Annotated in this window: 21 protein-coding genes and 1 pseudogene; 7 read left to right on the top strand and 15 right to left on the bottom strand. The window is 71.3% G+C overall.

Translation table 11 applies throughout. The features are described 5' to 3' along the window. Positions 1–6 precede the first annotated feature (6 nt). The 4 genes from ACIA5C_RS33680 (at position 7) to ACIA5C_RS33695 (ending at position 4,379) form a co-directional block, all read left to right on the top strand. Positions 7–570 carry a GTP-binding protein gene (locus ACIA5C_RS33680; RefSeq protein WP_396062234.1) on the top strand — a complete coding sequence of 188 codons (564 nt, stop codon included), beginning with the start codon at positions 7–9 and terminating at the stop codon, positions 568–570. Between the two features lie 23 nt (positions 571–593). Next, positions 594–1,844, top strand: a complete 1,251-nt coding sequence (locus ACIA5C_RS33685; RefSeq protein ID WP_396062236.1) for a styrene monooxygenase/indole monooxygenase family protein — start codon at positions 594–596, stop codon at positions 1,842–1,844. Between the two features lie 102 nt (positions 1,845–1,946). Next, the gene (locus ACIA5C_RS33690; RefSeq protein WP_396062238.1) at positions 1,947–3,632 is read left to right on the top strand and encodes a methyl-accepting chemotaxis protein; all 1,686 of its coding nucleotides are present in this window, start codon (positions 1,947–1,949) and stop codon (positions 3,630–3,632) included. Between the two features lie 18 nt (positions 3,633–3,650). Continuing rightward, complete coding sequence (locus tag ACIA5C_RS33695; RefSeq protein WP_396062240.1) at positions 3,651–4,379, top strand: copper homeostasis protein CutC; 729 nt, start codon at positions 3,651–3,653, stop codon at positions 4,377–4,379. On the opposite strand, the gene ACIA5C_RS33700 is transcribed toward ACIA5C_RS33695, so the two are convergent. Further along, positions 4,354–4,665 (bottom strand): STAS domain-containing protein, encoded by a 312-nt coding sequence (locus ACIA5C_RS33700; RefSeq protein WP_396062242.1) that lies wholly within the window; start codon positions 4,663–4,665, stop codon positions 4,354–4,356. The genes ACIA5C_RS33695 and ACIA5C_RS33700 overlap by 26 nt on opposite strands. 171 nt (positions 4,666–4,836) lie before the next feature. On the opposite strand from ACIA5C_RS33700, the gene ACIA5C_RS33705 reads away from it, so the two are divergent. Continuing rightward, a complete protein-coding gene (locus ACIA5C_RS33705) occupies positions 4,837–5,586 on the top strand; it encodes a DUF2267 domain-containing protein (protein WP_396062244.1) in 750 nt (249 codons plus the stop codon). 783 nt (positions 5,587–6,369) lie between these two features. Here ACIA5C_RS33705 and ACIA5C_RS33710 read toward each other — a convergent pair. The 6 genes from ACIA5C_RS33710 to ACIA5C_RS33735 all read right to left on the bottom strand — a co-directional run bounded on the left by ACIA5C_RS33710 (position 6,370) and on the right by ACIA5C_RS33735 (position 12,644). Then, the gene (locus tag ACIA5C_RS33710; protein ID WP_396062246.1) at positions 6,370–6,564 is read right to left on the bottom strand and encodes a ferredoxin; all 195 of its coding nucleotides are present in this window, start codon (positions 6,562–6,564) and stop codon (positions 6,370–6,372) included. Continuing rightward, positions 6,561–7,751 (bottom strand): cytochrome P450, encoded by a 1,191-nt coding sequence (locus ACIA5C_RS33715; protein WP_396062247.1) that lies wholly within the window; start codon positions 7,749–7,751, stop codon positions 6,561–6,563. The genes ACIA5C_RS33710 and ACIA5C_RS33715 overlap by 4 nt, the downstream gene beginning before the upstream one ends. A 53-nt stretch (positions 7,752–7,804) precedes the next feature. Next, positions 7,805–8,854, bottom strand: a complete 1,050-nt coding sequence (locus ACIA5C_RS33720; protein WP_396062249.1) for an alpha/beta hydrolase — start codon at positions 8,852–8,854, stop codon at positions 7,805–7,807. Then, the gene (locus ACIA5C_RS33725) at positions 8,851–10,176 is read right to left on the bottom strand and encodes a hypothetical protein (RefSeq protein ID WP_396062251.1); all 1,326 of its coding nucleotides are present in this window, start codon (positions 10,174–10,176) and stop codon (positions 8,851–8,853) included. Before ACIA5C_RS33725 ends, ACIA5C_RS33720 begins: the two co-directional genes overlap by 4 nt. After that, positions 10,173–11,822, bottom strand: a complete 1,650-nt coding sequence (locus ACIA5C_RS33730; protein WP_396062253.1) for a phosphatidylglycerol lysyltransferase domain-containing protein — start codon at positions 11,820–11,822, stop codon at positions 10,173–10,175. Before ACIA5C_RS33730 ends, ACIA5C_RS33725 begins: the two co-directional genes overlap by 4 nt. A gap of 201 nt (positions 11,823–12,023) precedes the next feature. Further along, positions 12,024–12,644: a PilZ domain-containing protein gene (locus ACIA5C_RS33735; protein WP_396062255.1), complete on the bottom strand. Its 621-nt coding sequence runs from the start codon at positions 12,642–12,644 to the stop codon at positions 12,024–12,026. 132 nt (positions 12,645–12,776) lie between these two features. On the opposite strand from ACIA5C_RS33735, the gene ACIA5C_RS33740 reads away from it, so the two are divergent. Beyond that, positions 12,777–14,732: a methyl-accepting chemotaxis protein gene (locus tag ACIA5C_RS33740; RefSeq protein WP_396062257.1), complete on the top strand. Its 1,956-nt coding sequence runs from the start codon at positions 12,777–12,779 to the stop codon at positions 14,730–14,732. A 54-nt stretch (positions 14,733–14,786) separates the two neighbouring features. Here the strand turns inward: ACIA5C_RS33740 and ACIA5C_RS33745 are convergent, their stop codons facing one another. From ACIA5C_RS33745 to ACIA5C_RS33770, 6 genes are all read right to left on the bottom strand, one after another. Beyond that, positions 14,787–15,956, bottom strand: coding sequence for a Gfo/Idh/MocA family protein (locus ACIA5C_RS33745; RefSeq protein WP_396062259.1), 1,170 nt, complete (start codon positions 15,954–15,956; stop codon positions 14,787–14,789). A gap of 11 nt (positions 15,957–15,967) precedes the next feature. Next, entirely contained in the window at positions 15,968–17,008 is a 1,041-nt protein-coding gene (locus ACIA5C_RS33750; RefSeq protein ID WP_396062261.1) for a substrate-binding domain-containing protein, read from the bottom strand. 8 nt (positions 17,009–17,016) lie between these two features. Continuing rightward, positions 17,017–18,006, bottom strand: a complete 990-nt coding sequence (locus ACIA5C_RS33755; protein ID WP_396062263.1) for an ABC transporter permease — start codon at positions 18,004–18,006, stop codon at positions 17,017–17,019. Beyond that, complete coding sequence (locus ACIA5C_RS33760; protein ID WP_396062294.1) at positions 18,003–19,565, bottom strand: sugar ABC transporter ATP-binding protein; 1,563 nt, start codon at positions 19,563–19,565, stop codon at positions 18,003–18,005. Before ACIA5C_RS33760 ends, ACIA5C_RS33755 begins: the two co-directional genes overlap by 4 nt. A 248-nt stretch (positions 19,566–19,813) precedes the next feature. Beyond that, positions 19,814–21,025, bottom strand: a complete 1,212-nt coding sequence (locus ACIA5C_RS33765) for an ROK family protein (RefSeq protein ID WP_396062265.1) — start codon at positions 21,023–21,025, stop codon at positions 19,814–19,816. 103 nt (positions 21,026–21,128) lie between these two features. After that, positions 21,129–22,139, bottom strand: coding sequence for a sugar phosphate isomerase/epimerase family protein (locus ACIA5C_RS33770; protein ID WP_396062267.1), 1,011 nt, complete (start codon positions 22,137–22,139; stop codon positions 21,129–21,131). 183 nt (positions 22,140–22,322) lie between these two features. Between ACIA5C_RS33770 and ACIA5C_RS33775 the strand changes: the two genes are divergently transcribed. Continuing rightward, the gene (locus ACIA5C_RS33775; RefSeq protein ID WP_396062269.1) at positions 22,323–22,730 is read left to right on the top strand and encodes a hypothetical protein; all 408 of its coding nucleotides are present in this window, start codon (positions 22,323–22,325) and stop codon (positions 22,728–22,730) included. Positions 22,731–22,791: 61 nt separating this feature from the next. On the opposite strand, the gene ACIA5C_RS33780 is transcribed toward ACIA5C_RS33775, so the two are convergent. Together ACIA5C_RS33780 and ACIA5C_RS33785 are read right to left on the bottom strand one after the other, a co-directional pair. Beyond that, on the bottom strand, positions 22,792–23,490 hold the full coding sequence (locus ACIA5C_RS33780) for an alpha/beta hydrolase (RefSeq protein WP_396062271.1): 699 nt from the start codon (positions 23,488–23,490) through the stop codon (positions 22,792–22,794). A 50-nt stretch (positions 23,491–23,540) separates the two neighbouring features. Beyond that, positions 23,541–24,685, bottom strand: a pseudogene (locus tag ACIA5C_RS33785) (IS630 family transposase). Between the last annotated feature and the right edge of the window lie 199 nt (positions 24,686–24,884).

Raw genomic sequence — 24,884 nt, forward strand, 5'->3', positions numbered from 1 at the left:
CGGCAGATGACGTCCGCGAAGATCGTCATCGCGGGCGGGTTCGGGGTCGGCAAGACGACCTCGGTCGGTGCCATCTCCGAGATACCGCCGATCAAGACCGAGTCGTGGATGACCGCGGCGACCGAACACACCGACCGGCTGGACCCGGGCACCGGCAAGACGACCACCACGGTGGCGCTGGACTTCGGCCGGGTCACCATCGACGACGCGCTGGTGCTCTACCTCTTCGGCACCCCGGGCCAGCCCCGGTTCTGGCCGATGTGGGACGACCTGGTCCGGGGGGCGGTCGGCGCGCTGGTGCTGGTCGACACCCGCAATCTCGAATCCTCGTTCCCGGCCGTCAACTATTTCGAACACGACGCCGGGGTGCCGTGGGTGGTCTGCGTCAACCTGTTCGACAACGTGCAGACCCATGCGCTGGAGGACGTGCGGGACGCCCTGAGCCTGCCCGCACACGTCCCGCTGCTGGCGGCCGACGTACGGGAGAGCCGCAACGTGGCGCGGGCCCTGCTCGCCGTCGTCGACCACGCACGGGATCGAGTGGGCCCGCTGGCCATCGCGGCCCACTGAGAAACAAATTTGGAGGCACAACCTTGCGCAACATCCTGATCGTCGGAGCCGGGCAGGCCGGCCTGCAACTGGCGCTCAGCCTGCGAGCCGAGGGCTACGACGTGACGCTCATGTCGGCCCGTACGCCCGACGAGATCCGCACCGGCTGGCCGACCTCGACGCAGGCCATGTTCGACCTCTCGCTCGCGGCGGAGAGGGCCTACCAGCTCGACCAGTGGCAGCAGCAGACACCCCAGATCCAGGGCCTGCACGTGGTGCTGTCGGCGCCGCCGGGCGAGCTGGCGTTCGGCGCGCCGTGCCCGCTCGACGCGCCCGCCCAGTCGGTCGACCAGCGGGTCAAGATGGCCCAGTGGCTGATCGACGCCGAGGACCGCGGCGTCGAGGTGATCTACAACTCGGTCACCACCCAGGACCTCGACGCCCTGACCCAGCTGGGACGCTACGACCTGACGGTGGTGGCCGCCGGCAAGGGCGAGCTGGTGGCGATGTTCGACCGCGACGACGAGCGTTCGGTCTTCACCTCGCCGCAGCGGGGGCTCGCCGTCTCGTACGTGCACGGCCTCGCGCCGGACCCGAAGTGGCCGGTCCCCCACGTGGGTTTCCATGCGATCCCGGGGCTGGGCGAGCTCTTCGTGATTCCGGGCCTGACCAACAGCGGCCCGTGCGACATCCTGTTCTGGGAGGCGGTGCCGGGCGGCCCGCTCGACCGCTACGCCGACGCGGCCGGCCGCATGGCGCCCCAGGTGCACCTGCAGATCACCCTCGACCTGATCCGGCAATATCTGCCCTGGGTCTCCGACCGGGCGGCCGCGGTCGAGTTGACCGACGCGAAGGCGACGCTGCACGGCCGTTACACGCCGACGATCCGGCGGCCGGTCGCCCACCTGCCGGGCGGCGGGCTCGCGCTGGGGCTGGCCGACGTGGTGATCGCCAACGACCCGATCACCGGCCAGGGGTCGAACACGGCGGCGAAGGCGGCCGATTTCTACCTCAAGTCGATCCTGGCCCGCGGCACCCACCCGTTCGACGAGACGTGGATGAACGCGACGTTCGAAGGCTTCTGGACGGCGCACGGCGCGGCGGTGACCGGCTGGACCAACGCCATGCTCCAGCCACTGCCCCCGCACGTGCAGCAGCTGCTGGGAGCGGCGGCCGGCAACCAGGAGGTCGCCCGGCGGTTCGCGAACGGCTTCTCCGACCCCAACGACTTCGGCAACTGGCTGATGGATCCGGACAAGGCGGCGGCCTATCTGGCCGAGGTGGGCGCGGCCTGACGGCCCCCCGTTCCCGCCGATTCTTCAGGCGTGGCCCCGTCGCGTGACGTGGCTAACCCGGCTGACACTCAGACGCTCCGTTGGTCTGACGATTAGCCGGGCATGCCGAAAATTGCCCGGAGAACAGCGCCGATTCTCGCCGTGCTGCTCGCCTGCGGCGCCGGGTTTCTCGTACTGCGCCAGGTCGCCACCGGCTCGTTCGACGGGCTCGAGGCGCGTCAGGTGGCGCAGGACGCCGACCGGATCCGGATCGGCCTCGACGCCGACGCGCGGCTGCTGACCGGGTTCGGCGCGACCAACGCCGTGTGGGACGACGCGTACCAGGACCTGGCCCGCCGCGACCCGGCGGCGTTCGCCGAGGACTTCCCGGCCGACGCCCAACACACCGTGAACCACCTCGACGGCGTGCTGGGCGTCGCGGCCGACGGCACGCTGATCGCCGGCGGCCTGACCACCGGCGCCCCCGCCTACGGCGCGCTGCCGGCCGCGCTCTCCGACCCGGCCCTGCTGCGCCGCCTCTACGACCCGGCCGCCGGGGCCGGCGTCGCCACCTGCGGCGTCGTGGCCACCTATCTCTTCTGCGGCCTCGGCACCTTCCCGAGCAGCGGCTCCGGCCGCTCGTCGGGCGGCTTCGTGCTGCTCGAACAGCTCACCCCGGCCATGCTGCAGAGCCTCGGCCGCCGGATCGGGCTGACCCTCAGCCTGGTCGGGGGGCCGCGGACGGGCGGTGTCGCGCACACCGACCTGACCAGTCTGGTCGGCACGTTCCCGGTGCGGACCACGTCGCTGAGCAGCGACCGGATGGCGCTCGACGCGAGCATCCCGACCGTCGACGGCGGCACCCTCGTTCTCGAGTCGGTGCGGCCGCGGCCCATCCACGCCGCCGCGACCGGCACGGCGTACAAGCTCTTCGGCCTCGTCGCCGTCGCCGCCATCCTGCTCGTCGCCGGGCTGACCTGGTCGACCCGGCGGGCCGTCCGCCGCCGGGTGCGGCCGCTCCGGCGTACGACCGAGCAGATCGTCGCCTCGGGCGACCGCAGCATGCGGATCGGTGCGAGCGGGTCGGACGACATCGCGTCGCTCGGGCACGCGATCGACGAGATGCTCGACATGATCGCCACCAATGAGCGCCGCCTCGAACAGGAACAGGCGTCGCGGGCCGCCCAGTCGCTGGAGGCGCACGAGCGGCAGATCGCCGCCCAACTTCAGGCCCAGGAGGAGGCGCGACGGCTGGTCGGGAAGACGTCGGCGCTGATCGCGGAGCAGCTCGCCGACGTCTCGGCCCGCGCCTCCTCGGTGGGCGTCGCCGCCGGCCGCATCGAGGCCCAGGTCGGCGACGTGAGCACGGCGGCCGACCGGCTGCTCACCGGCAACACCGAGGCCGGGGCCGCGGTCGGCACGCTGCACGACAGCCTGCAGAAGGTCGACGAGGTGGCCCGTTTCATCGGCACCATTGCCCGGCAGACCAACCTTCTGGCCCTCAACGCGACCATCGAGGCGGCCCGGGCCGGCGAGGCGGGCCGCGGCTTCGCGGTCGTCGCGGGCGAGGTGAAGGGGCTGGCCGCGACGACCGCCGACTCCACCCAGACCATCACCGCGACGCTCGACCGGCTCGGCGAGGACGTCAGCGCGGTCGTCCGCATCACGACCACGATGACCGAGGCGATCGAGGAGATCGGCCGGACGACCCTCCAGGCGCGCTCGCTGACCGCCGACCAGGCCGCGACGATCGGCGCGCTGACCGGTCAGGTCGGCCAGGCCATCGACCGGCTCGCCGCATTGGAATGATCTATATACTCGTCCCCGATGGTCGCCTTCGAACTCGCTGTCCAGGATGTGCACGGTTTGACGGTTGCGGCCCGCCTCGGCGTCGACCGCATCGAACTGTGCTCCGCGCTGCCGGTCGGCGGCATCACCCCGTCGCTCGGCCTGGTCGAGACGGCGGTCGCGACACCCGGCATGCCGCCGGTGCACGTGCTCGTCCGGCCGCGCCTCGGCGGCTTCGACTACTCGCCCGATGAGGTGGCGCTCATCGTGCGCGACGTGCGGCACGCGCTCGCGGCGGGCGTGGCCGGGGTGGTGATCGGCGGAGTGCGCGACGGCCGCGTCGACGACAACCTGGTCGGCCGGGTGCTCGACGCCGCGGGCGCCGCCGCCGTCACGTTCCACCGCGCGTTCGACACGCTGCCCGACCCGGCGGCCGCCGTGCGCACCCTCGCCGCGCTGGGGGTACGCCGCATCCTGACCTCGGCCGGTGCCGCCTCGGTGGCCGACGCGCTCCCCGCCCTGGCCGACCTGGTCGCCGCGGCCGGCGACCGCATCGAGATCATGGCCGGCGGCGGCGTCCGCCCCGACGACGTCGAGAAGATCGTACGGACCGGCGTGCCGGCCATCCACGCCTCGGCGAAACGGACGGTCCCGTCGACGGTCGGCGTCACGCTGGGCACGGCCGCCCGCGCCGGCGAGAACGGCTTCGAGACCACCGACGAGGCCGAGGCGGCCCGGTTCGTCACCGCGCTGCGGGCACCGCAGTGACGACGCCGGCGATCTCCAGCACCCGCGCGACCACGCCGCGAGCATTGGCGATCCGGAAGTCGCAGCCGCTCGCGACCGAGCTCGCACGGCAAGCGAGGAGAGCGCCCACGGTGGCCGCGTCGACGAACGTGACCTCAGCCAGGTCGACGACGACCTCGCGGCAGTAACCGGCCAGCGCGACCCGCGTCGCGGCCGCGAACTGATCGCAGTCGTCCCGATCGAACTCGCCGACCGCCCGCAGCCGGCACCAGCCGCCCCGGGAATCCACGAGGGTGACACGCGTCATGTCAGGCCCGTCCACAAGTGATGGTGCAGCCAGGCTACCTCCCGTTTTGCCCGCCGGCCGCCAAGCCGCCTTCTCCTGTTTGCCGAATGCGCCGCGATTCTCCCGTTTGGGTGTCACTTTCGCGGGTAACCCTGGCCCGCGGTCGTTGCTCGAGGGGGAGGACGCAACCAGGTGAACGACGAGGATCTTCTCGCCCGGGTCCAGCACCGTGGCCGGCTTCACGGCCGCAACGAGGCCCGCCGCGCGGTCTGCGCCGTGGTCGAGGCACTCGGGGAGTTCCTCTCCCCCCGAGCGTTCCACCTGTTGACCGACCAGCTGCCGGACCCCGTCCGTCACCTGGTCCGCGACTCGGCTTCCTCAGTGATGGCCCGCCCCGACGCCCGCACCTTCCTGGCCGGCATCGCCGCGCGCCTCCTCATGGAGGGCCCGGACGCCGCCTTCACCACGCGGATCATCCTCGAGGAGCTGAACGCCACCGGCCGCGTCATCACCCCGGCCCGCTTCGCCCACCTGGTCGAGGCCGACCTGCGCCCGCTCCTGTGCGCCCGCCGCGCCCCGATCACGGCCGACGAGACCAACCCGGCCCCACGCCGCATCATCCGCGTAAGCCCCGCACACATCCGCCCGCCGGCGGCCCCGGCAACCGGCCCGGCCGCGCCGGCCGCAACCTCGGCCACCCGCCCGGCCATCGCTCCGGCCGCAACCGCAGCCAACCGCCCAGCCACGGCCCCCGCAACCTCAGCCACCCGCCCGGCCGTAGCCCCCGCCGCAACCTCAGCCGCCCGCCCGGCCGTAGCCCCCGCCGCAACCTCAGCCACCCGCCCGGCCGTAGCCCCCGCCGCAACCTCAGCCACCCGCCCGGCCGTAGCCCCCGTCGCAACCTCAGCCACCCGCCCGGCCACGGCCCCCGCCCCGGCCTGAGGCACCCGCCCGGCTGTAGCCCCGCCGCAACCTCAGCCACCCGCGGCCACGGCCCCGGCCTGAGGCACCCGCCCGGCCGTAAGCCCCGCCGCGGCCCCATGTACCCACCCGGCCATCGTGCCCGTCACAGCGACGAGCACCCGCCCGGCCGTCGTCTCCGCTGCGGCCTCCACCGCCCAGTCATCCGTTTCCGCGGCCGCAGCCACAGCCAGCCGGCCGCCCGCCGACCCGGTCGCGACCGCAGGCCTGGTGCAGGCGCCGACCATCGCCGCCGCCGGTTCGACGAACCAGCCGACAACCGCGCCCGTCTGACCAGGCCGCCCTATCACCCGCGCCCAAGCCAGCCACCCACTCTGCGCCGGCTGCCCGAAGCCACCGGCGCTGAACCCAGCCGCCCGAGCGGAACCGCCCGAGCCGACCCGCCCGAGCGGAACCGCCCGAGCCGACCCGCCCGAGCGGAACCGCCCGAGCGGAACCGCCCGAGCGGAACCGCCCGAGTTGGGCCGCCCGAGCGGAACCGCCTGAGCCGAGCCGCCCGAGTTGGGCCGCCCTAGTTGGGCCGCCCTAGCTGGGCCGCCCAAGCCCAGCCGCCCCCAGCCGCCCCGGCCGAGCCGAGCCGAGCCGAGCCGAGCGGAGCCGGCCCAGCCGAGCCGCTGCACCCAGCCCCGATGCCCCCAGCCGCCGGGGCCCTCCCCCGATTTCAATTCTCTCGAGAAAGCGCCGATCTTGCGAAGCGCCCCTGTGGACAACCCACCCTTGTGGACAACGCCCACTCGTTTCGAGTCAAGGCTGTAAAGCAATCACAGCCGCCGGACACCGATCCACCGCCTCCTGCACGGCCGGTCGAGAGTCGTCCGGCGGCGACGAGTCGAGGAGCACCACCACCGCGTCGTCCATCCGCTGGTCGAAGACCGACGGGGCGAGCAGGGCGCAGTTGCCCGCCCCGATGCAGCGGTCACGGTCGACCGTGACCTTCATGACCACGCCACCGGAAGTTCGGCCGGCCCGCGGACCACGGTGTCGCGCTTCCACTCGATCTCCTCGATGCCCACCGCGAGCCGCAGCGTCGGCACCCGGGTCGCCAGCGCGGCCAGCACCGTGTTGAGTTCCATCCGGGCGACCTGCTGGCCGACGCAGGCGTGCGCTCCGTGCCCGAAACCAATGTGCGGCCCCGGTTTGCGGGCGATGTCGAGCACCGTGGCGTCCGGGTGGAGCGCCGCGTCCCGGTTGCCCGCCTGCACGGACACGACCACGTAGTCGCCGGCCCGGATCTCCTGCCCGCCGAGCTTCGTGTCCTCGGTCGCCTGCCGCATCAGGCCGGTGCCCACGCCCAGGTAGCGCACCAGTTCCTCGGTGGCCCGCACCGCCACCGCCGGGTCGGCGACCAGCTTGTCCCATTCTCCCGGCGTGTTCAGGAGGGCGACCAGGCCGAACGTGATCATCGAGGCGGTGGTGTCGAAGCCGGCGATCAGGAGGGCGGCGTTCATGTCGACCAGTTCGGCGTCGGTGAGCGGGCGGTCGCTGGTCTCGCCCTGCCGGATCATCCGGCTGAGCACGTCGTCGCCGGGCGCGGCCCGGCGGGACGCCACCGCCTGGTAGAGGTAGCGGAAGAGCGGTTCGAGCGCCTCCTGAAGGGCGGCCGCGGTGGTGGTGGTCGTGAACAATGCCCCGGCCGCGTCGCGCAGCAGGTGACGCTGTGCGGGCGGCACCCCGATCAGCTCGGCGATCACCTCGGTCGTTATCGCCGTGGAGAACGCGGTGTGCAGCGGGAACGGCTGCGGCGACGCCAGCATCCGGGTGATCGCCCGGTCGGTGATGTCTTCGACGAGCGGTTTGAGCTCGGCCAGCCGCCGGGCGTGGGAGACCTGCGGGGCGAAGTTGCGCCGGATCCGCACGTGTTCCGGGCCGTCCATGCGGGTGAAGCCGTCCGGTTCGGAGGTCGGGTCGAAGGCGGTCAGCATGTGCGACGCCTGTCCGGGCCGGGCCGAGAACCGCCGGCCGTCGCCGAGCACTTCCCGCACGCCCGCGTAGTCGGAGACCAGCCAGGCGGTCAGCCCGGTCGGGCACGCGACTTTGACGACGTGGGACCCGGGCCGGGTCAACGACGGGGGCGGGTCGAACGGCAGTTCCCATTCCCGCGGGAGCGGGAGGGCGGGCAACGACATCGCATCCTCCACTGTGGGTAGTCAAAACCCCACCTTAAGTGAAGAACTTCGGTTCAGGAGGTCGCCGGCCGTGCCAGATGGGCCGAGAGCCAGTCGAACGCGGGCGCCTCCATCTGCTCCCAGACGGCGTGACTGTGGCCGCCGTGCGCGACGGTCGCGGTGGTCACCTGGACCGGCGAGTGGGCGAGGGCGGCCAGGCGCAGCGAGTCGCGCCGGGTCGTCTTGTCGTCGTTCGCCCAGGCCAGGAACAGCGACACCGGGGGCTGCGGCAGGTGCTGCAGACGCCAGGCCGGATTGTTGTACGTCTTCTCCGACCCGTCGCCGACCGCGATCCCCGGCGAGGCGTAGCCGGACAGGCTCGCCCCGGCGGCATAGCGGTCGGGGTGCCGCAGCAGCAGATTGTTGGTGCAGAAGCCGCCGGCCGAGTAGCCGATCAGCCCCCACCCGCCACGGTCGGTCCGCACGTGGAAGTGTGCGCGCACGTAGGCCGGCACATCGGTCGTCAGGTAGGTCTCGGTCTGCGGCCCGTGCACGAGGTTGGTGCATTCGGTGTCGAGCAGCGCCCGCGGCGTCTGCATCGGGAAGATCACCACGGTCGGCGCCATCCGGCCGGCGGCGATCTCGGTGTCCAGGTAGTGCTGCACCCGCAGTTTCCGCACCCAGGTCACGGCGGTGCCCGGGTACCCGTGCGTCGCCTCGATCACCGGGAACGCGGTCCGCGGCGACTGGGCGTAGCCGACCGGAAGATAGACGTACATCGTCAGGTTGAGCCCGCTCGCCGGCCCGGGCACGGTCAGCGTGACCATCCGGCTGCCGCCGCTCACCTCGGGCGAGGACGCGGCGCCACCACCGTCCGCGAGCTTCGCTTCGGCCTGCGCCGGGTGCCGCGGCGCTTGGCCGACGAGGGCCGCCCAGGACGGGTACGCCTCGGTCATGCGATTCAGCTGCAGTCCGGCCGTTGCGGCGACGACGAGCACGCTGACCGCCATCAGGGCCGACCGCCAGATCTTGCCCCGCCGGTCCCACGTGAGCGCGAGCAGAACCGCGATGCCGAGCACGGCCACGGCTCCGAGCAGCACCAGCCCCGGCTGATCGATCCTCACTGCCCACCCACCGAACTCGCTCCGCCCGACGTCGAGCCGACCGCCGGGGCGTCCGTAGCCTGATCGACGCCCGGGACCAGCGCGGCCGTCGGACGGCCCGGACGGCCCGCCGCATGCGCGCCACCCGACAGCAGGCCCGCCGGGGGACCGCCCGGGGGACCGCCCGTCGAGTGCCCGTGCGGCGCGTGCCGGCCGTTCGGGTGGCCGCCCGCCGGGGCTCCACCGCTCGGGGGCGCGCTGGGCGGAGGCCCGCCGGCGGAGTTGGCACCCACCGGGAGCCGGACCGCTGGCTGCAACGGCTGACTGGTCTGTTCGGCCGCCCACCGGGTGGCGACCACCCACAGCGACCCCGCCGGGGCGGTCAGCGTGGTCGCGGGCACCGTCAGCGTCGGCTTCGCCGGCACCTTCGGCTTGCCGGGCGGGAGCGGCTTACGCGGCGTCGTCTTCGGTTTGTGAGTCGGCTTACCCGCGGGCGTGGACGGCTTCTTCGACGGCGGCACCTTGCCCGACGGCGTGGACTTACCCGGCTGGGAACCCTTCCCCGCGGGGGACGACTTGCCCGGTCGCGGCGGCTTCACCGACGGCGAGACCCCCGGCGCCGTGGACATCGCGGGGCCGATCCGCACCGTGGCGAAGGCCGCCGGCCCGTGCGGGCGCGCCCCCGAGCCGATCAGCGCCTCCCCGGCGAACCGCCCGGGGACGGCGTCGACCAGGCCGGCCGCGAGTGCCGCCGTACGCGTGGAGGCGACCAGCCCCCACCCGTACCTGGTGACCCGCACGTCCTCCCCGAGCGCAACCCCGATCTCGCCGAGGGCCGCGACGGTGGTCGCGACCGTCGGCGTCGCCAAGACCGTGACCACCCCGTCGGCCTGCCCCGAGGCCGCCGTGACCGCCTCGGCCGCGCTCCCGGCCAGCACCAGCACCACCGGGTACGTGGTCGACGGCCGGCCGCGGTAGTCGGAGGGCAGGAACACGGTCGGCGTCCCGGCCAGGTGCCAGGACGGCAGGGCGTCCGGCTTCCAGGGAAGGCTCGACTGCCCGTTCGCCAGCGACGCGTCGAGGCGGCCGGCCGCGACCGTCGCCGTCGACGACGCCGTTCCGGTGTCGCCGAGCAGGGCCTGCCAGGACGGGTAGAACCCTTCGGAACGGTTGGCCACCAGGCCGACCGCGAGCACCACCAGCGCCTCGGCGAGCACGACGCCCACGGTGCGGGTGAGCAGCCGCCACCGGCCGAACCGCGACCACAGCAGGACCGTGCCGGCGATGACGAGGAGGGCGAGCAGGGCGGTCACGGAGATCAGGGACAGACCGGTCAGCCTCATGCGGCCGACTTACGGGACGGGAGGAAGGCTTCGGCGCTCAGCACCGCGATCGCGATGCGGGGCAGGTCGCGCGCGACCGGGAAGCAGAGGTAGCGCGGGTGCCAGTCGGGCTGGTATTTCGCGTTGGCCCGGTAGAGCGACTCGATCTGCCACAACCGGGACGCCGACTTCAGGATCCGGTGCCAGATCCGCAGCACCGGGCCCGCTCCCAGGTCTTCGGCGCGCGCGAACACCGACCGCAGCACCGCGAAGTTGAGCGACACCCGGCGGATGTCCAGTTCGCCCGCGGCCGAGAGCACGGAGACCACCATCAGCTCGGTGAGCCCGTTGTCGGCGGTCCGGTCGCCGCGCATCAGGTCGAGCGAGAAGCCGTCGCGGCCCCAGGGCACGAACCGCAGCAGGCCCCGCAGCCGCCGGTCGCCGTCGCGGCACAGCACCCACAGGCAGTCCCCGTCGCGCGGATCGCCCATGCGCGACAAGGCCATTGAGAAGCCGCGCTCGACCGAGCCTTCCCGGAACGCGTCGGACGCCTGCATGACGCCGAGCAGCAGGGCCGGCGACATGTCGCGCTGGCGCACCAGTTCGCAGGTGTATCCGGCCCGCTGCATCCGGTTGACCGCCTGCCGCACCGACCGCATCGGCCGGCCGTCGAGGGTGAAGCGGGTCAGATCGACGACCGCCTCGTCGCCGAGTTCGATGACGTCGAGGCCGGCCTTCCGGTAGGCCCGGCCGGCCGCCGCGCCGCAGCCCAGGGCGGCCGGGGTCCAGCCGTGGCGGGCGCTGTCGGTGAGCCAGGCCGCGATCGCCTCGGGCCATGCCGACTCGGGCCCGATCGGGTCGCCGGAGGCCAGGCTCACCCCGTTGACCACGCGGTAGGCCACGACGGCCTTGCCGTTCGGCGCCCACATCAGAGACTTGTCGGTGCGCAGCGCGAAGTAGCCCAGCGAGTCGGCCGACCCGTACCGGTCGAGCAGGGCCCGCAGGGCGTCGTCGTCCTCCTCGGACCGGGACGCCATCCGCGCGCCCGGCCGCAGCAGCACGACCACCGCGACCACGACGGCGAGCAGACCGGACGCCCCGGTCGTGTAGCTGACCAGGTCGCCGCCGAGGCGGAACTGGAACCGGACCGGTCCGTCCACCCCGATCAGTCCGAGGGCGGACTCCTGGGCCCAGCGCACGACGCCGGGGTGACCGATCAGCCGGTTGGCCCGCATCGCGATCTCGGCCACGCCGAGCAGGAACCCGGCGCCGGCCAGGCCGACGAAGGCCTGCAGCGCCCGCCAGCGGTTGCGCGGGTCGGCGAGCGCGTTGAACCGCCCGCGCACCACGAGCAGCATCACCAGCAACAGTGCGGACAGCCCGGCGGCGCCCAGATCGAGGCCCTTGAGCACGTGCAGGACGACCGACAGGGCGGCCATCACGACCGAGATCTGCCAGGCCCGGTGCTTGCCGCGGCGCAGGCCGGCGCCCAGGTAGACCAGGGTCAGGCCGACGACGGCGGTCGCGGCGTGCGCCGACAGGATGCCCGCGGTCGGCACCAGGTGCATCAGGTGGACCATGCGGCCGTGCCGGGGCGGCAGGATCGCGGTGACCGCGTCGAACAGGCCGGCTATCTGCACGATGCGGGCCACGGCGCGCCGCGACACCGGCGGCCTCGGCCGCCACACCGGACTCGGCGCCGGCTCCGCGGCGGCTTCCGCTTTTTGGCGTACGCCCGGAGCCGCCTCGGAATCAGCTGGGAGTCGGCTCGTAGTTCGCTTCAGGTCGGGCACGGCGACATGGTGCCATTCCGGCGCCACAGACCACCTAATGAGTGACCCGGACCTGGCACGAACGGGGTAGTACGTTCAGAGTTCGGCTTCGCGCCTTCGCTCGGTGATCTCCCACGCATAGACATGCTGCCGGATCACCCGGGCAACCTGTTCCGGGGTGCGGAAGGTCAGGATCACGTGGTGGCCGGGTTCCGCGTCGGCCGCGCGTACGGTGTGGACCGCTCCCTCGACCGCGACGTTTCCGGCGCCCAGGGTGACCCACGCCTGCATCTTGTCGCCGACCTTCATCTTGGCCGGGTTCGCCACCCAGCAGCGCAGACCGCCCTCGCTGATGTCGAGCAGCCGGCCGTCGACGCGTTCGTCCTCGTCGTCGGAGAGCTGAACCGACGGACCGCCGCCGCCCCGCACGAACTCGCGGCGGTTGCTGATCACCGGGGCGGCGATCGGCTCGAGGACCCAGCGGTAGGGCGATTCCTCGACCTCGACCAGCCGGCAGGGCAGGATGATGCGGGCCCGCGGCTGGGCCCAGAAGACCTCGACGATCTGACCCGGTTTCGGGGCGTCCTGCTCGTTGGTCTCGAGCGGGGCGGACACGCTCAGCGTCTCGCCGTCGATCGACTCGAGACGGGAGCGGTAGTTCACCCCTTCGGCGTGCACGACGTACATGGCGGTTCCGATGCGAGGCAGCTCGGCCACGGCAAACCTCCTGGCTGGTGGTGGGGTTCTGTGCGCATCGATCGGCGAACCGGGGCGCAACCTGAGAACTCCCGGGAGACGACTGACCGGAAAATCGCCCGGCGGCGGCCATGTTGCCCGTACCGTCAGGAGATGCTTGCGCTCAGTAAAGTTTCGGTCCGCGCGAAGCTGCTCACCCTGGCCCTGGTTCCGGCCCTGGCGCTCGGGTTCTTCGCCGGGGAGGTCGCGCTCAAGCGCCAGGCCGACGCGAGCGCGGCGAGCACGGCCCGCATGATGGTGCAGGCGGACATCGCCTTCGGCAACCTGTTGCACGAGATGCAGAAGGAACGCGGGATGACCGCGGTGTTCCTGTCGTCGAAAGGCACCAGGTTCGCCTCCGAGATGCAGGCGCAACGCCTGGTCACGGACGCCCGCCGGGCCACGCTGACCGCGTTTTTGGCGGCCCACGGGACGTCGTTCCCGGCCGGGCTGCGCAGCACGCTCGACCGGGCCGCCTCGACGATCGCGGGGGTACCGCAGACACGCGACCAGGCGTCCGCCCTCAGTGTGCCGGTCGCCGCGGTGAGCGGTTGGTTCACCAGCACCAACGCGAGCACGATCGGCGCGATGGCGGCGCTCACCAACTACGTCAGGCAGGTCGACCTGGCGGCTCGGGCGCAGGCCTACACCGCGTTCTGCCGGGGCAAGGAGCAGGTCGGGGTGGAGCGGGCCCAGCTGGCCAACGTCTTCGGCACCGACCGGTTCGCGGCCGGTCAGCTGGCCGGCGTGGTCACCGCGATCGCGAGCGCCGAAGCCTATCTGACCGTCTTCCAGGGCAACGCCGCCGCGGGCGTGCTCACCGAATATCGGGACCGGATGGCCCAGCCGGTGGTCGGTCAGGTCGCCGGCATGGAGAAGGCGGCCCTCGACCGCGCCGGGACCGGCGGCTTCGGGGTCGACTCGACTACGTGGTACAACGCCGCCACCAGCAAGATCAACCTGCTCAAGAACGTCGAGGACTACCAGACCGGGGCGATGCTCGCGCTCGCCGACGACCTGGGCCGCAGCGCCCGCAACGCGCTGATCACCGCGCTTGTCCTCGGCGTCCTCCTCATCGTGCTGACTCTGGCGCTGGCCGTCCTGGTGATCCGGGAGGTGACCGGCTCGCTGCGCCAGCTGCGGACCGGCCTGGCCGAGATCGCCGAGGGCGACGGCGACCTGACGCGGCGGCTGCCGGACAACCGGCGCGACGAGTTCGGGGCGGTGGCGACGGCGTTCAACCACTTCGCCGGCCGCATCCAGGAGCTGGTGCAGCGGGTCTCCGGCAACGCGGCCGGGCTGTCCGAGGCGGCCCGGAAGCTGTCCGAGGTCAACGGCGAGCTGTCCGCCTCGTCCCAGCAGACCGAGGCCCAGGCGACCACGGTGTCGGCGTCGGCCGGCGAGGTGTCCCGCAACGTGCAGTCGGTGGCCGCGGGTGCCGAGGAGATGGGCGCCTCGATCCGCGAGATCGCCCGCAACGCCGGTGAGGTCGCCCAGATCGCCGACAACGCGGTGCGTACGGCCGAGACCACCAACGGGATCGTCTCCAAGCTGGGCGACAGCTCGCGCGAGATCGGCGAGGTGGTCAAGGTGATCACCTCGATCGCCGAACAGACCAACCTGCTGGCGCTGAACGCGACGATCGAGTCGGCCCGGGCCGGCGAGGCGGGCAAGGGGTTCGCGGTGGTCGCGGGCGAGGTCAAGGAACTGGCCCAGGAGACCGCGAAGGCGACCGACGACATCAGCCGCCGCATCGGCATCATCCAGAACGACACGACCGCCGCGGTCCAGGCGATCGGTGAGATCAGCCGCGTGGTCGGCGAGATCAACGCCTACCAGGCGACGATCGCGTCGGCGGTCGAGGAGCAGACGGCCACCACCAACGAGATGACCCGCAGCGTGAGCGACGCCGCGACCGGCAGCGCCGACATCGCGACCACGATCGGCGGGGTGGCGGACGCCTCGACGGTGACCAACAACGGTCTCGCCGAGGCCCGCCGGGCCACCGCCGACCTGGCCCGCATGGCCGACGACCTGCAGACGCTGGTCGGCAGCTTCCGATATCGGTAGGGGCCGGTCGGCGCGGGGCGCAACCGCGTCGTCCCTCACCGGCCCTCGGCCTACTCAGACGGGTTCGAGTACGGGTTCCACCTCCGTCCACAGTGACGACCCGGCCGACCGGGCCACCGCGTCCAGGACCAGCTGGACCTGCAGCGCGTCGGCGAACGACGGCGCCGGGTCCGGTCCGGTGGCGATCGCCTCGATCAGGTCGCGGATCTCGTGGGTGAACGAGTGCTCGTAGCCGATGCCGTGGCCCGGCGGCCACCACGCCGACATGTACGGGTGGGTGGGTTCGGTGACCAGAATGCGGGCGAAGCCCTGCTCGGCGGCCGGCCCGGTGGCGTCGTAGAACGACAGCTCGTTCATCCGCTCGAAGTCGAACGCCACCGAACCCAGCGAGCCGTTGATCTCGACCCGCAGGGCGTTCTTACGGCCGGTCGCGAAGCGGGTCGCCTCGAAGGAACCGACCGCTCCCCCGTCGAGGCGGGCCAGGAAAAGGGCGGCGTCGTCGACCGTGACGTCGCCCATCGTCGCGGAGGCGGTCGCCGAGAGGCCGGAGGAGGCCGACGGCAGCGGGCGCGACTTGACGAAGGTCTCGGTCAGGGCGGTCACCGAGGTGATCGACTGGCCGGTGACGAACTGGGTCATGTCGATGATGTGGGCACCGATGTCGCCCAGCGCGCCCGACCCGGCGACCTCCCTGCGCAACCGCCAGACCAGCGGGAACGACGGGTCGACGATCCAGTCCTGCAGGTAGGACGCGCGTACGTGCCGCACCCGGCCGATCCGGCCCGAGGCGATCAGGTCACGCATGAGTGCGACGGCGGGGACGCGCCGGTAATTGAAGCCGCACATCGTGCGTACATCGGAAAGCGACGCCGCCGTCGCCATCTCCCTCGCCTCATTCACCGTGTTGGCCAGGGGTTTCTCGCAGAGAACGTGCTTGCCGGCGGCCATCGCGGCCAGCGCGATCTCGGCGTGGGTATCACCGGGCGTGCAGATGTCGATCAGGTCGATGTCGTCCCGGGCGATCACCTGCCGCCAGTCGGTCGCGGATTCGGACCAGCCGAGCCGGTCGGCGGCGGCCGCCACCGCCGCCGGGTCCCGGCCGCACACCACTGACATGCGGGCCCGCAGTGGCAGGTCGAACGCGTGATTGACCGTGCGCCAGGCCTGCGAGTGGGCGGCGCCCATGAAGGCGTACCCGACCATGCCGACACGCAGTTCCGACATGCGTACCCCTCCTAGAAGCCGGTCTTGGCGTACTTGGCGGCGTTGTCCTTGGTGATCGTCTCCGACGCGAGCGTTATCTCCTTCGGAACCTGCAGCTCGACCAGGTCGCTCATGCCCTTGCCCTGCCCGATCAGCCGGGCCAGCGAGATCGCCGAGGAGGCCATCGACGGGCTGTACGTGACGGTCGCCTTGAGCACGCTGTTGCCGGCCGAGATGGCGTCGATCGCGGCCTTGGAACCGGCCCCGCCAACCATGAAGAACTCGCTGCGGTTGGCCTGCTTGATCGCGGCCAGCACGCCGATGCCCTGGTCGTCGTCGTGGTTCCACATCGCGTCCATCTTGGGCAGCGCCTGCAGCAGCGCGGTCGCCGCGGCCTGGCCGGAGTCGGCGGTGAACTCGGCCGGGCGCCGGTTGGCCACCTTGAAGCCGTAGCGGTTGAGCGCGTCCTTGAAGCCCTGACTGCGCTCCTGGGTGAGCTCGAGCGAGTCGATGCCGGGGATCTCCCCGATGATCGGGCTGCTGACGCCCTTGGCCTTGAGCTGGTCGCCGACGTAGGTGCCGGCGGCCAGGCCCATGCCGTAGTTGTCGCCCTTGATCTGCAGCCGGAAGGCGCCCCGGGACGGGAACGCCCGGTCGAGGTTGACCACCGGGATGCCGGCCTGCATGGCCTGCAACCCGGCCGCGTCCAGCTCCTTGCCGTCGTAGGGCAGCATCACGATCACGGTCGGTTTCTGGGCCACGAGCGTGGAGATCGCGGCGCGTTGCGCCGCCGCGTCGGCGCCGGCTTCGACCAGCTTCAGCTCCACATCGGGGTACGCGGCGGCCTGCGCCTTGGCGTTGTTGGTGATCGCGGCGATCCACCCGTGGTCGGCGGCCGGCGCCGAGAAGCCGATGACGACCTTCTGGCCCGCCGCGGCGTTCGGGTTGTCGCTGGTCCCGGCCTTGACCTGGGCGGTGTTCTGGGGGTCGTTGCTGGTGCAGGCGGTGAGCAGGGCGCCGGCGCTGACCGCCGCCCCTCCGCGTAGAAGGTTTCTTCTCGACAGAACGGTCATCGCTGGTCCTAACGCTTGAGAAGGTTGGTCAGGGACCGGTAACGGAACTGCTGGACCAGAACGGCGGCGACGATGATGCCGCCCTTGACCATGTTCTGGACCTCGGTGGAGAGGTTGTTGATCGCGAACAGGTTCGTGATCGTGGAGAACACCAGCACCCCGAAGAGGGCGCCGACGATGGTGCCGCGGCCGCCCGAGAGCAGCGTGCCGCCGATGATCGCCGCGGCGATCGCGTCCAGTTCGTAGAGGTTGGCCATCGCGGCCTGGGCGCTGGTCGCCTGCGAGGTCAGCATGATCGCGCCGAGCCCGCAGCACAGGCCGGAGATCGCGTACAGAAGCACGGTGTGGAATTTGACGTTGATGCCGGCCAGCCGGGCCGCCTCCGGGTTGCCGCCGACCGCGACCGTGCGCCGGCCGAACGTCGTGCGGTTGAGCAGCACCCAGCCGGCCGCGACGACCACCACGAGAATCCACACCAGCAGCGGCAGGCCCAGCAGCTTGGTCGTGGAGATGTCGTTGATGGCGGCGTTCGCCGAGACCTGGGTCTGCTTGCCGGAGATCTGCGCGGCGAGGCCACGCGCGGAGACCATCATCGCCAGGGTGGCGATGAAAGGCACGAGCTTTCCGTACGAGATGAGCAAGCCGTTGACCAGCCCGACGGCCACGCCGACCACCAGCGCGGTGAAGATCATCCCGACCGCGCCGTAACTCTGCGTCGCCAGCGTCGTCGACCACACCCCGGCCAGCGCGATGATGGCCCCGACCGAGAGGTCGATGCCACCGCCGATGATCACGAAGGTCATGCCGACCGTGACCACGCCGATCGCCGACGCCTGCTGCAGGATCGTCGAGACGTTGTTGCCGACCCAGGACGCGTTGCCGTAGAGGTCGGGGCGGGTCACCGCGCCGATGATCACCAGAACGGCCAGCACGCCGACCAGGCCGAGGTTGCGCAGGCTGTTCTCGTCTCTTCTCTTCAATTGAGCCATGGTCGTCATGCCGGCTCACCTTCGCTTTGTAGGAGCGACCCCGCCATGACGAGGTCGAGCACCGTGTCCTCGTCGAGTTCAGTGGCCGGAGCCCGATGGACGATCCGGCCCTCGCGCATCACCAGCACGCGGTCGGCCAGGCCGAGCACCTCCGGTACTTCGCTGGAGACCAGCAGCACGCCGACGCCGTCCTCGGCCAGCGCACGGATGACCTGGTAAAGCTCGGCCCGGGCACCCACATCGACGCCGCGGGTGGGTTCGTCGAGCAGGAGGATCTTCTGATCCTTGAGGAGCCAGCGGCCGACGACCACCTTCTGCTGGTTGCCGCCCGACAGCGTGCGCACGGCCCGGCCCACGTCGCGCGGCCGCAGATCGAGGCGGTCGGCGGTGACCTGGGCGGCCTTCCGCTCACCGCCCGCGTCGGTGAACCCGGCACGGCCGAAATCGGTGAACGACGCCAGCGTCATGTTCTTGTAGACCGGCTGGTCGAGCAGCAACGCCTGACTCTTGCGCTCCTCGGGCGCCATGCCCATGCCGCTCCTGACGGCCCCCTTGGTGCTGCGGATCCGCCTACCGTCGAGCGTGATCGTGCCCGCGTCGGGACGGCGCGCCCCGTAGATCGTCTCCAGCAGCTCGGAACGGCCCGAGCCGACCAGCCCGGCGATGCCGACGATCTCGCCCGGAGCGACGGTCAGGTCCACATCGGAGAACTCGTTCGCCCGCGTCAGGCTCTTGACGGTCAGGATCGGTTCGGCGTCGCTCGCTTCCGGGCGCGGCGGGAAGACGTACTCGATGTTGCGGCCGGTCATCCGGCCGACCAGCTCCCGGGTCGAGGTGCTGCGGGCCGGAAGGCCGGCCGCGGTCGTGCGGCCGTCCTTGAGCACGGTCACCCGGTCGCCGATCTCGCGGATCTCGGCCAGCCGGTGCGAGATGTAGATGACCGCGATGCCCTGCGCGGTCATCTCCCGGATGATGCGGAACAGGTTGCCCACCTCGTCATGGGCGAGCACGGCGCTGGGCTCGTCCATGACGATCAGCCGGGCGTCGTGCGAGAGCGCACGGGCCATGCTGACGATCTGCTTGCCGGCCGCGGGGAGGGTGCGGACCAGCCGACCGGGTGGGATCTCGGCGTGGCCGAGACGGCTCAAAATCGCTTTCGTACGCGCCGCGGTGGACCGCCGCCGGGTGAAGCCGAGCCGGGACTCCTCCCGCCCGAGGAACGCGTTGTCGGCGACCGACAGGTCGTCGACCAGGTCAAGCTCCTGATAGATGGTGGCGATGCCGGCCCGCATGGCAGCCTGCGGCGACGCCGGCGCGAACGGCTCGCCGAGCCAGCTGATCTCGCCCGCGTCAGCATGGTGCACCCCGGCCAGCACCTTGATCAGCGTCGACTTGCCGGCACCGTTCTGCCCGAGCAGGCAGTGCACCTCGCCGGCCCGCACTTCCAGCTGAACCCCGTCGAGCGCCCGCACCCCGGGAAACGTCTTCACCACGTCGGTAAGTCGGAGAACAACCTCGTCGCCGCCGACAACCCCGCCCGCGCCGCCGCCGTTCTCCCCGGCACTCATGCCGCCGGCCTCTCCCGCGGCGCCCACGCCGCCAGCCACCCCTGCGGCAGTCGTGCTGCCGGCCTCTCCCGCGGTGCTCGTGCTGCCGGCCTCGTCCGCGATGCCCTTGCTGCCGGCCTCGTCCGCGATGCCCTTGCCGTCGGCCTCGTCCGCGATGCCCTTGCCGTCGGCGTTCCCTGCGGCACCCGTGCGGCCGGCCGTCCCTGCGACGCCGATTCCGCCGGTTTCTTGCCGCCGGCCGTCGGCGCTCATGCTGCCTGCTCGAAGGCCGCGTCGCTGGCCAGCACGGCCGCGCCGGTCACCCCGGCGCGGCCGCCCAGCTCGGAGAGCACCACCGGGAGGTTGCCGGTGGCGAGCGGGAGCGACCGCCGGTAGACCACGCTGCGGATCTCGGCCAGTAGGACGTGACCGAGCTGGGCCAACCCTCCCCCGATGACGATCATCGAAGGGTTGGCGAACGAGACCAGCGTCGCCAGCACCCCGCCGACCCGGCGGCCGCCGTCGCGGATCAGCTTGATGCAGGTGACATCGCCCTCGGCGGCGCCGTCGGCGACGTCCCGGGCGGTGATCAGCAGCGGCTTCGCGGGGCTCTCGGCCCGGGTCGCCGCCGCCAGCCTCTCGGCGAGCGCCGGAGAATCCCCCGAGCGGGCCGCCGCCAGCGCGTCGCGGGCCAGCGCCGAGCCGCTGAAGATCGCCTCCAGGCAGCCGGTGTTGCCGCACGAGCAGACCGGCCCGGCCGCGTCGACCTGGATGTGCCCGATGTCGCCCGCGCAGCCGTCGACCCCCCGGTAGACCGAGCCGGCCAGGTGGATGCCGCAGCCGATGCCCGTACCGATCTTGACGAACAGGAAGTCGTCGACCGAGTGGGCGACCCCGCCGTGCCGTTCCCCGATCGCCATGATGTTGACGTCGTTGTCGACCACGGCCGGGCAGCCGTGCTCGTGGGCCAGCACCTCGCGGACCGGGTAGCGGTCCCAGCCCGGCATGATCGGCGGCGACACCGGTACGCCGTCGCGGAAACTGACCGGCCCCGGCACCCCGATGCCGACGCCGTCGAGCCGCTCGTACGCCCCGTCGATCTTCGCCTTGGCCAGCAGTTCGCCGACCCGCTGGAGGATCACCTTGGGTCCGGACCGGATGTCGGCCGGCTCCTGATAGGCGGCCAGCGGTTCGAGCCGGCCGTTCACCACCTCGACGTCGATCGAGCTGGCACCCAGGTCGACGGCCGCGAACCGGAGCCCCGGGTGCAGCTCGACCAGCGTGGACCGCCGGCCGCCGCGGGACGCCGCCAGACCGGCCTCGGCGATGAGACCGGCGGCGACGAGACGATCCACTTCGGCCAGCAGGCGGGGCCGGGTCAGGTCGAGCCGGTCGCCCAGCTCGGCCCTCGACACCGGGCCCTGGTCGCGGAGCAGCCGCAGAATTCGCAGGTAGGGAGCATCAACGGGGAGCACGATCACCCCTTACGGAGCGCTGTTGTGCCGGTCACACTAGGCGCGTTCCGTCAGCCCCGTCTAGACCTTTCTCGAATTATCGCCAAACTTTTGTCTCGGGACGCAAAAGTCACTCGATCTTCGATGAAAACGCGGCGTCAAAGGCCGCCTGCGGTGCGTCGAACGCCAACCGGCGTACGAAATCAAGCGCCTCCGGCGCGCCGACCAGCCGGTCCATGCCGGCGTCCTCCCATTCGATCGAGATCGGACCGTCGTAGCCGATCGCGTTGAGCGCCCGGAAGCAGTCCTCCCACGGCACGTCGCCGTGCCCGGTCGAGACGAAGTCCCAGCCGCGGCGCAGATCGGCCCAGGGCAGGTGCGAGCTGAGCCGGCCGCGGCGGCCGTCGCCGGTACGGACCTTCGCGTCCTTGCAGTCCACGTGGCAGATCACGTCGCGGAACTCGAGGATGAAGTTGACCGGGTCGAGGTCCTGCCAGACGAAGTGCGACGGGTCCCAGTTGAGCCCGAAGGCGGCCCGGTTGCCGATCGCGTCCAAGGTGCGGCGGGTGGTCCAGTAGTCGTACGCGATCTCGCTCGGATGCACCTCGTGCGCGAAGCGCACGCCCACCTCGTCGAAGACGTCGAGGATCGGGTTCCAGCGGTCGGCGAAGTCCTGGTAGCCGCGCTCGATCATGGACTCGGGCACCGGCGGGAACATCGCCACGGTGTGCCAGATCGACGAACCGGTGAAGCCGACGACTGTCGAAACCCCGAGAGCGGCCGCGGCACGCGCGGTGTCCTTCATGCGCTCGGCGGCCCGTTGACGTACGCCCTCCGGGTCGCCGTCGCCCCACACCGCCGCCGGCAGAATGTCGTGATGACGCTCGTCGATCGGGTGGTCGCAAACCGCCTGACCGACGAGATGGTTGGAGATCGCGAAGACCTGAAGGTTGTGTTTCTGGAGCATCTCGCGCTTGCGATCGATGTAGCCGGGCTCGCCGAGCGCGCGGTCGACCTCGAAGTGGTCGCCCCAGCAGGCGATCTCTAGGCCGTCGTAGCCCCACTCGGAAGCGAGCTGACAGACCTTCTCGAACGGCAGGTCGGCCCACTGGCCGGTGAAGAGCGTGATGGGTCGGGCCATGGGTTGTCTCCCTCGAACAGCGCAGCCGAAATGAACGGCCGGCGAGGGAAACCGGTCTTAGCGGGGTGGTGCGCGCCGGCGGGTTTGCGCCTCCCGTGACCCGGCGCCTCGCACTCTACCCGGTTGTCCACAGCCGCGGATCCGACCTCGCGGCCGACCCGCCGGATGCGAAATACTCCTCCCATGAGCAGCCCCAAAGATCTTGAGCAGCGGGTTTCCGCGATCGAAGCCGACCTGGCCGTCGTGCGGCAGGAAGGCGCCGCCGCACGCGAACTGGCCGCCGGGGCAGACCGCGAGGCAGCCGACGTCCGCGCCGAGTTGAGGGGGCACGGCCGGGTTCTCACCGCCTTGCGCGAGACACAGCTCGAAATGCAGGTGGAGATGCAGGGGATGCAACTCGAGATGCGGGGGATGCAGCTGGACATGCGGGGGATGCAGCTGGACATGCGGGGCTTCAGGGAGATACAGGTGCGGCATTACGCCGAGCACAAGGCGGACGCGGCGGAGATGAAGGCCGGCATGGCCCAGATCGTGCGGATGCTCGAAGACCTGAGCGGCGACGGCCGGAGTCCCCGGAGCCTAGTGCGCTGACCACGAACGTTCACCGGGTTCGTGGGCTGGCGACCGGTGGGGTTTGGGAGCGGGTTGCGGGTCAGATTGTCGTTGGCTGACGGCGGACAAGATCCGTTAGGAGTTCAACGACGAGTTCCGGTCTGCTGCAGAATGGTGAGTGGCTGGTTGCCCAGCTCAGGATCGTTGCGCAGCGGGTGGCGAGCCGTTGTTGTATGGCCGGGTCGATGGCGTGGTCGTCGGTGCAGACGACATAGGTGGAGGGAACGATGTGCCACGCCGCCCGCTCTGGAATGCCTCGGCCGTGTCCCGGAGCTTGTGGCCGTAGCAGAGCGACGGCTCGGGCGGCGTCGCCTGGTGTGCAGTCGCCGTAGAGGGTGGACATCGCGCCGACGGGGTCGAGTTCGGTGCGCCCGTCGGCGCGTCGGCGGACGATGGTGTCGATGAGGTGTGGTCCGCCCAGGGCAGCGGCGCTTTCGTGTTCGGTGGGCACGAAGGCGGCTACGTAGACTAAGTGGACGATTGCGGTCAGGCCGGTGATCACGGAGCCGCCATAGGAATGGCCGAGGACGATCGGTGGTCGGCTCATGGTGTCAACGAGCTGCTGCACGGCGGCGGTGTCGGCGGCCAACGACCCGCGATGCAGCTCCGGGACCGAAACCTCCACGCCTGCGTGCCGGAGCCGCCGCGCAACTTCGTCGAAGTGCCCCGGCTGGTGCCACAGGCCATGGACTAGGACCACGGGCCTCGTGCGATCGGCGGCGGCGCTCGGCGTCGGCATGGACTCAGATGTACCAGGGCGGCGCCAACGAGGACGGCGAGTGTGATGGGTCAGGCTGCTTTCGGCCGCGGGCGGCCCCAGCGTTGTTGGCGTTCGCTGCGGATGCGGGCGCGTTCGCGGCGTTGCGCGAGGATCACGTCGGGGTGCCGGGCGTTGGCGTTGCGCCAGCGCAGGTACGCCTACATGTCGCGGGCCAGCACGACGTGGTTCGGATAGTCCGAGTTGGCCATGGTGAACATGCGCAGTGGCCCGAACTGGGCTTCGATCGGATCGGCCCACAAGGTGCTGGTCGGGGTGAGGCACAGTTCGACCTTGTGACGGGTCGCCCAGGCCCGGATGGTGGGGGTTTTGTTCGCGGACAGGTTGTCCAGGATGACGTAGATCGGCGCGGCGTCTGGCCGGGCGGCGCGGATCGTCTTGAGCGCTGCGAGGGTGTGATCGCCGCCTTTGCGGCGGCGCAGCACACCCCACAGCTTGTCGTTCGCCAGGTCGTAGCAGCCGTGGAAGTAGCGGATCCCGTGGGTGCGTTTGTAGGTGGCGCGTAGCCGGTCGGGGTGGTTGCGGGCGGCCCAGCAGGTGCCGTGGCAGGGGCGGATCGACAGCGGCCCGAACTGGTCGAACGCGAAACACCGTCCGAAGAACTCGGTGGTGACCTGTTCGATGCGGTCCAGTTTGGACTCGTAGTCCGGATCGGTGGATTCCTTCCAGGTCCGGGTGCGTTGGAAGGTGATGTCATGGCCGGTGAGGATCTGCCGTAGCCGTTCGCGCTGGATGCCGATCTGCCGTGCCGGCGCCTGTCGTCGGTCGTGACGGCCGTAGCGTCCTTGCAGGTAGGCGGCGAGTTTGCGGATGCTGAAGTGGGTGAACGGCAGTCCGAGTTTTTTGGGACGCGTGCGGGCCGTGGCCAGGATGAACGCGACGTCGTCGTCACTGATGCGGCGGGGCGCCCCGCCCGCCCAGTGAGGGTCCAGCGCGGCGAGCCCTCGCTGGTTGAACGCGTGGACCACGTCGCGGACGGTGTCCTCGTCGGCGGCGACCAGCCGGGCGATCGCCGGCACCGGCGTCCCAGACGACGATGCCAGGATCATCAGAGCGCGGCGTACTCGGATGGATTCTTGACGGCCCCGCCGGACCAGCTGTAGCAGGTATTGACCCTCGTCTGGATGGGGCGGCGGGCTCTGACAGGTACAGACATCACGCATCTCGACTCACCCCGTAGATCCAGAATGAGTCCGGTACACCCCCGAACCCGGCATACGACCCGGCATGTCGCCAACCCGGTCAAAGTTACTGGTCAGCGCACTAGACATCTTTCGCGGTCAGGGTCTGGTCGGTGTTGGTGGAGATAGACCTGTTCCGGTGAGGTAGCCGTCGATCAGACGGGTGCGGTATTG

The organism is Actinoplanes sp. NPDC051343, assembly GCF_044455125.1.
GTDB lineage: Bacteria > Actinomycetota > Actinomycetes > Mycobacteriales > Micromonosporaceae > Actinoplanes.

Coding starts and splice junctions, on each gene's coding strand:
- ACIA5C_RS33680 (WP_396062234.1), top strand. CDS start 7: ATGACGTCCGCGAAGATCGTCATCGCGGGCGGGTTCGGGGTCGGCAAG.
- ACIA5C_RS33690 (WP_396062238.1), top strand. CDS start 1,947: ATGCCGAAAATTGCCCGGAGAACAGCGCCGATTCTCGCCGTGCTGCTC.
- ACIA5C_RS33695 (WP_396062240.1), top strand. CDS start 3,651: ATGGTCGCCTTCGAACTCGCTGTCCAGGATGTGCACGGTTTGACGGTT.
- ACIA5C_RS33700 (WP_396062242.1), bottom strand. CDS start 4,665: ATGACGCGTGTCACCCTCGTGGATTCCCGGGGCGGCTGGTGCCGGCTG.
- ACIA5C_RS33710 (WP_396062246.1), bottom strand. CDS start 6,564: ATGAAGGTCACGGTCGACCGTGACCGCTGCATCGGGGCGGGCAACTGC.
- ACIA5C_RS33715 (WP_396062247.1), bottom strand. CDS start 7,751: ATGTCGTTGCCCGCCCTCCCGCTCCCGCGGGAATGGGAACTGCCGTTC.
- ACIA5C_RS33725 (WP_396062251.1), bottom strand. CDS start 10,176: ATGAGGCTGACCGGTCTGTCCCTGATCTCCGTGACCGCCCTGCTCGCC.
- ACIA5C_RS33740 (WP_396062257.1), top strand. CDS start 12,777: ATGCTTGCGCTCAGTAAAGTTTCGGTCCGCGCGAAGCTGCTCACCCTG.
- ACIA5C_RS33745 (WP_396062259.1), bottom strand. CDS start 15,956: ATGTCGGAACTGCGTGTCGGCATGGTCGGGTACGCCTTCATGGGCGCC.
- ACIA5C_RS33750 (WP_396062261.1), bottom strand. CDS start 17,008: ATGACCGTTCTGTCGAGAAGAAACCTTCTACGCGGAGGGGCGGCGGTC.
- ACIA5C_RS33755 (WP_396062263.1), bottom strand. CDS start 18,006: ATGACGACCATGGCTCAATTGAAGAGAAGAGACGAGAACAGCCTGCGC.
- ACIA5C_RS33760 (WP_396062294.1), bottom strand. CDS start 19,565: ATGAGTGCCGGGGAGAACGGCGGCGGCGCGGGCGGGGTTGTCGGCGGC.
- ACIA5C_RS33770 (WP_396062267.1), bottom strand. CDS start 22,139: ATGGCCCGACCCATCACGCTCTTCACCGGCCAGTGGGCCGACCTGCCG.
- ACIA5C_RS33775 (WP_396062269.1), top strand. CDS start 22,323: ATGAGCAGCCCCAAAGATCTTGAGCAGCGGGTTTCCGCGATCGAAGCC.
- ACIA5C_RS33780 (WP_396062271.1), bottom strand. CDS start 23,490: ATGCCGACGCCGAGCGCCGCCGCCGATCGCACGAGGCCCGTGGTCCTA.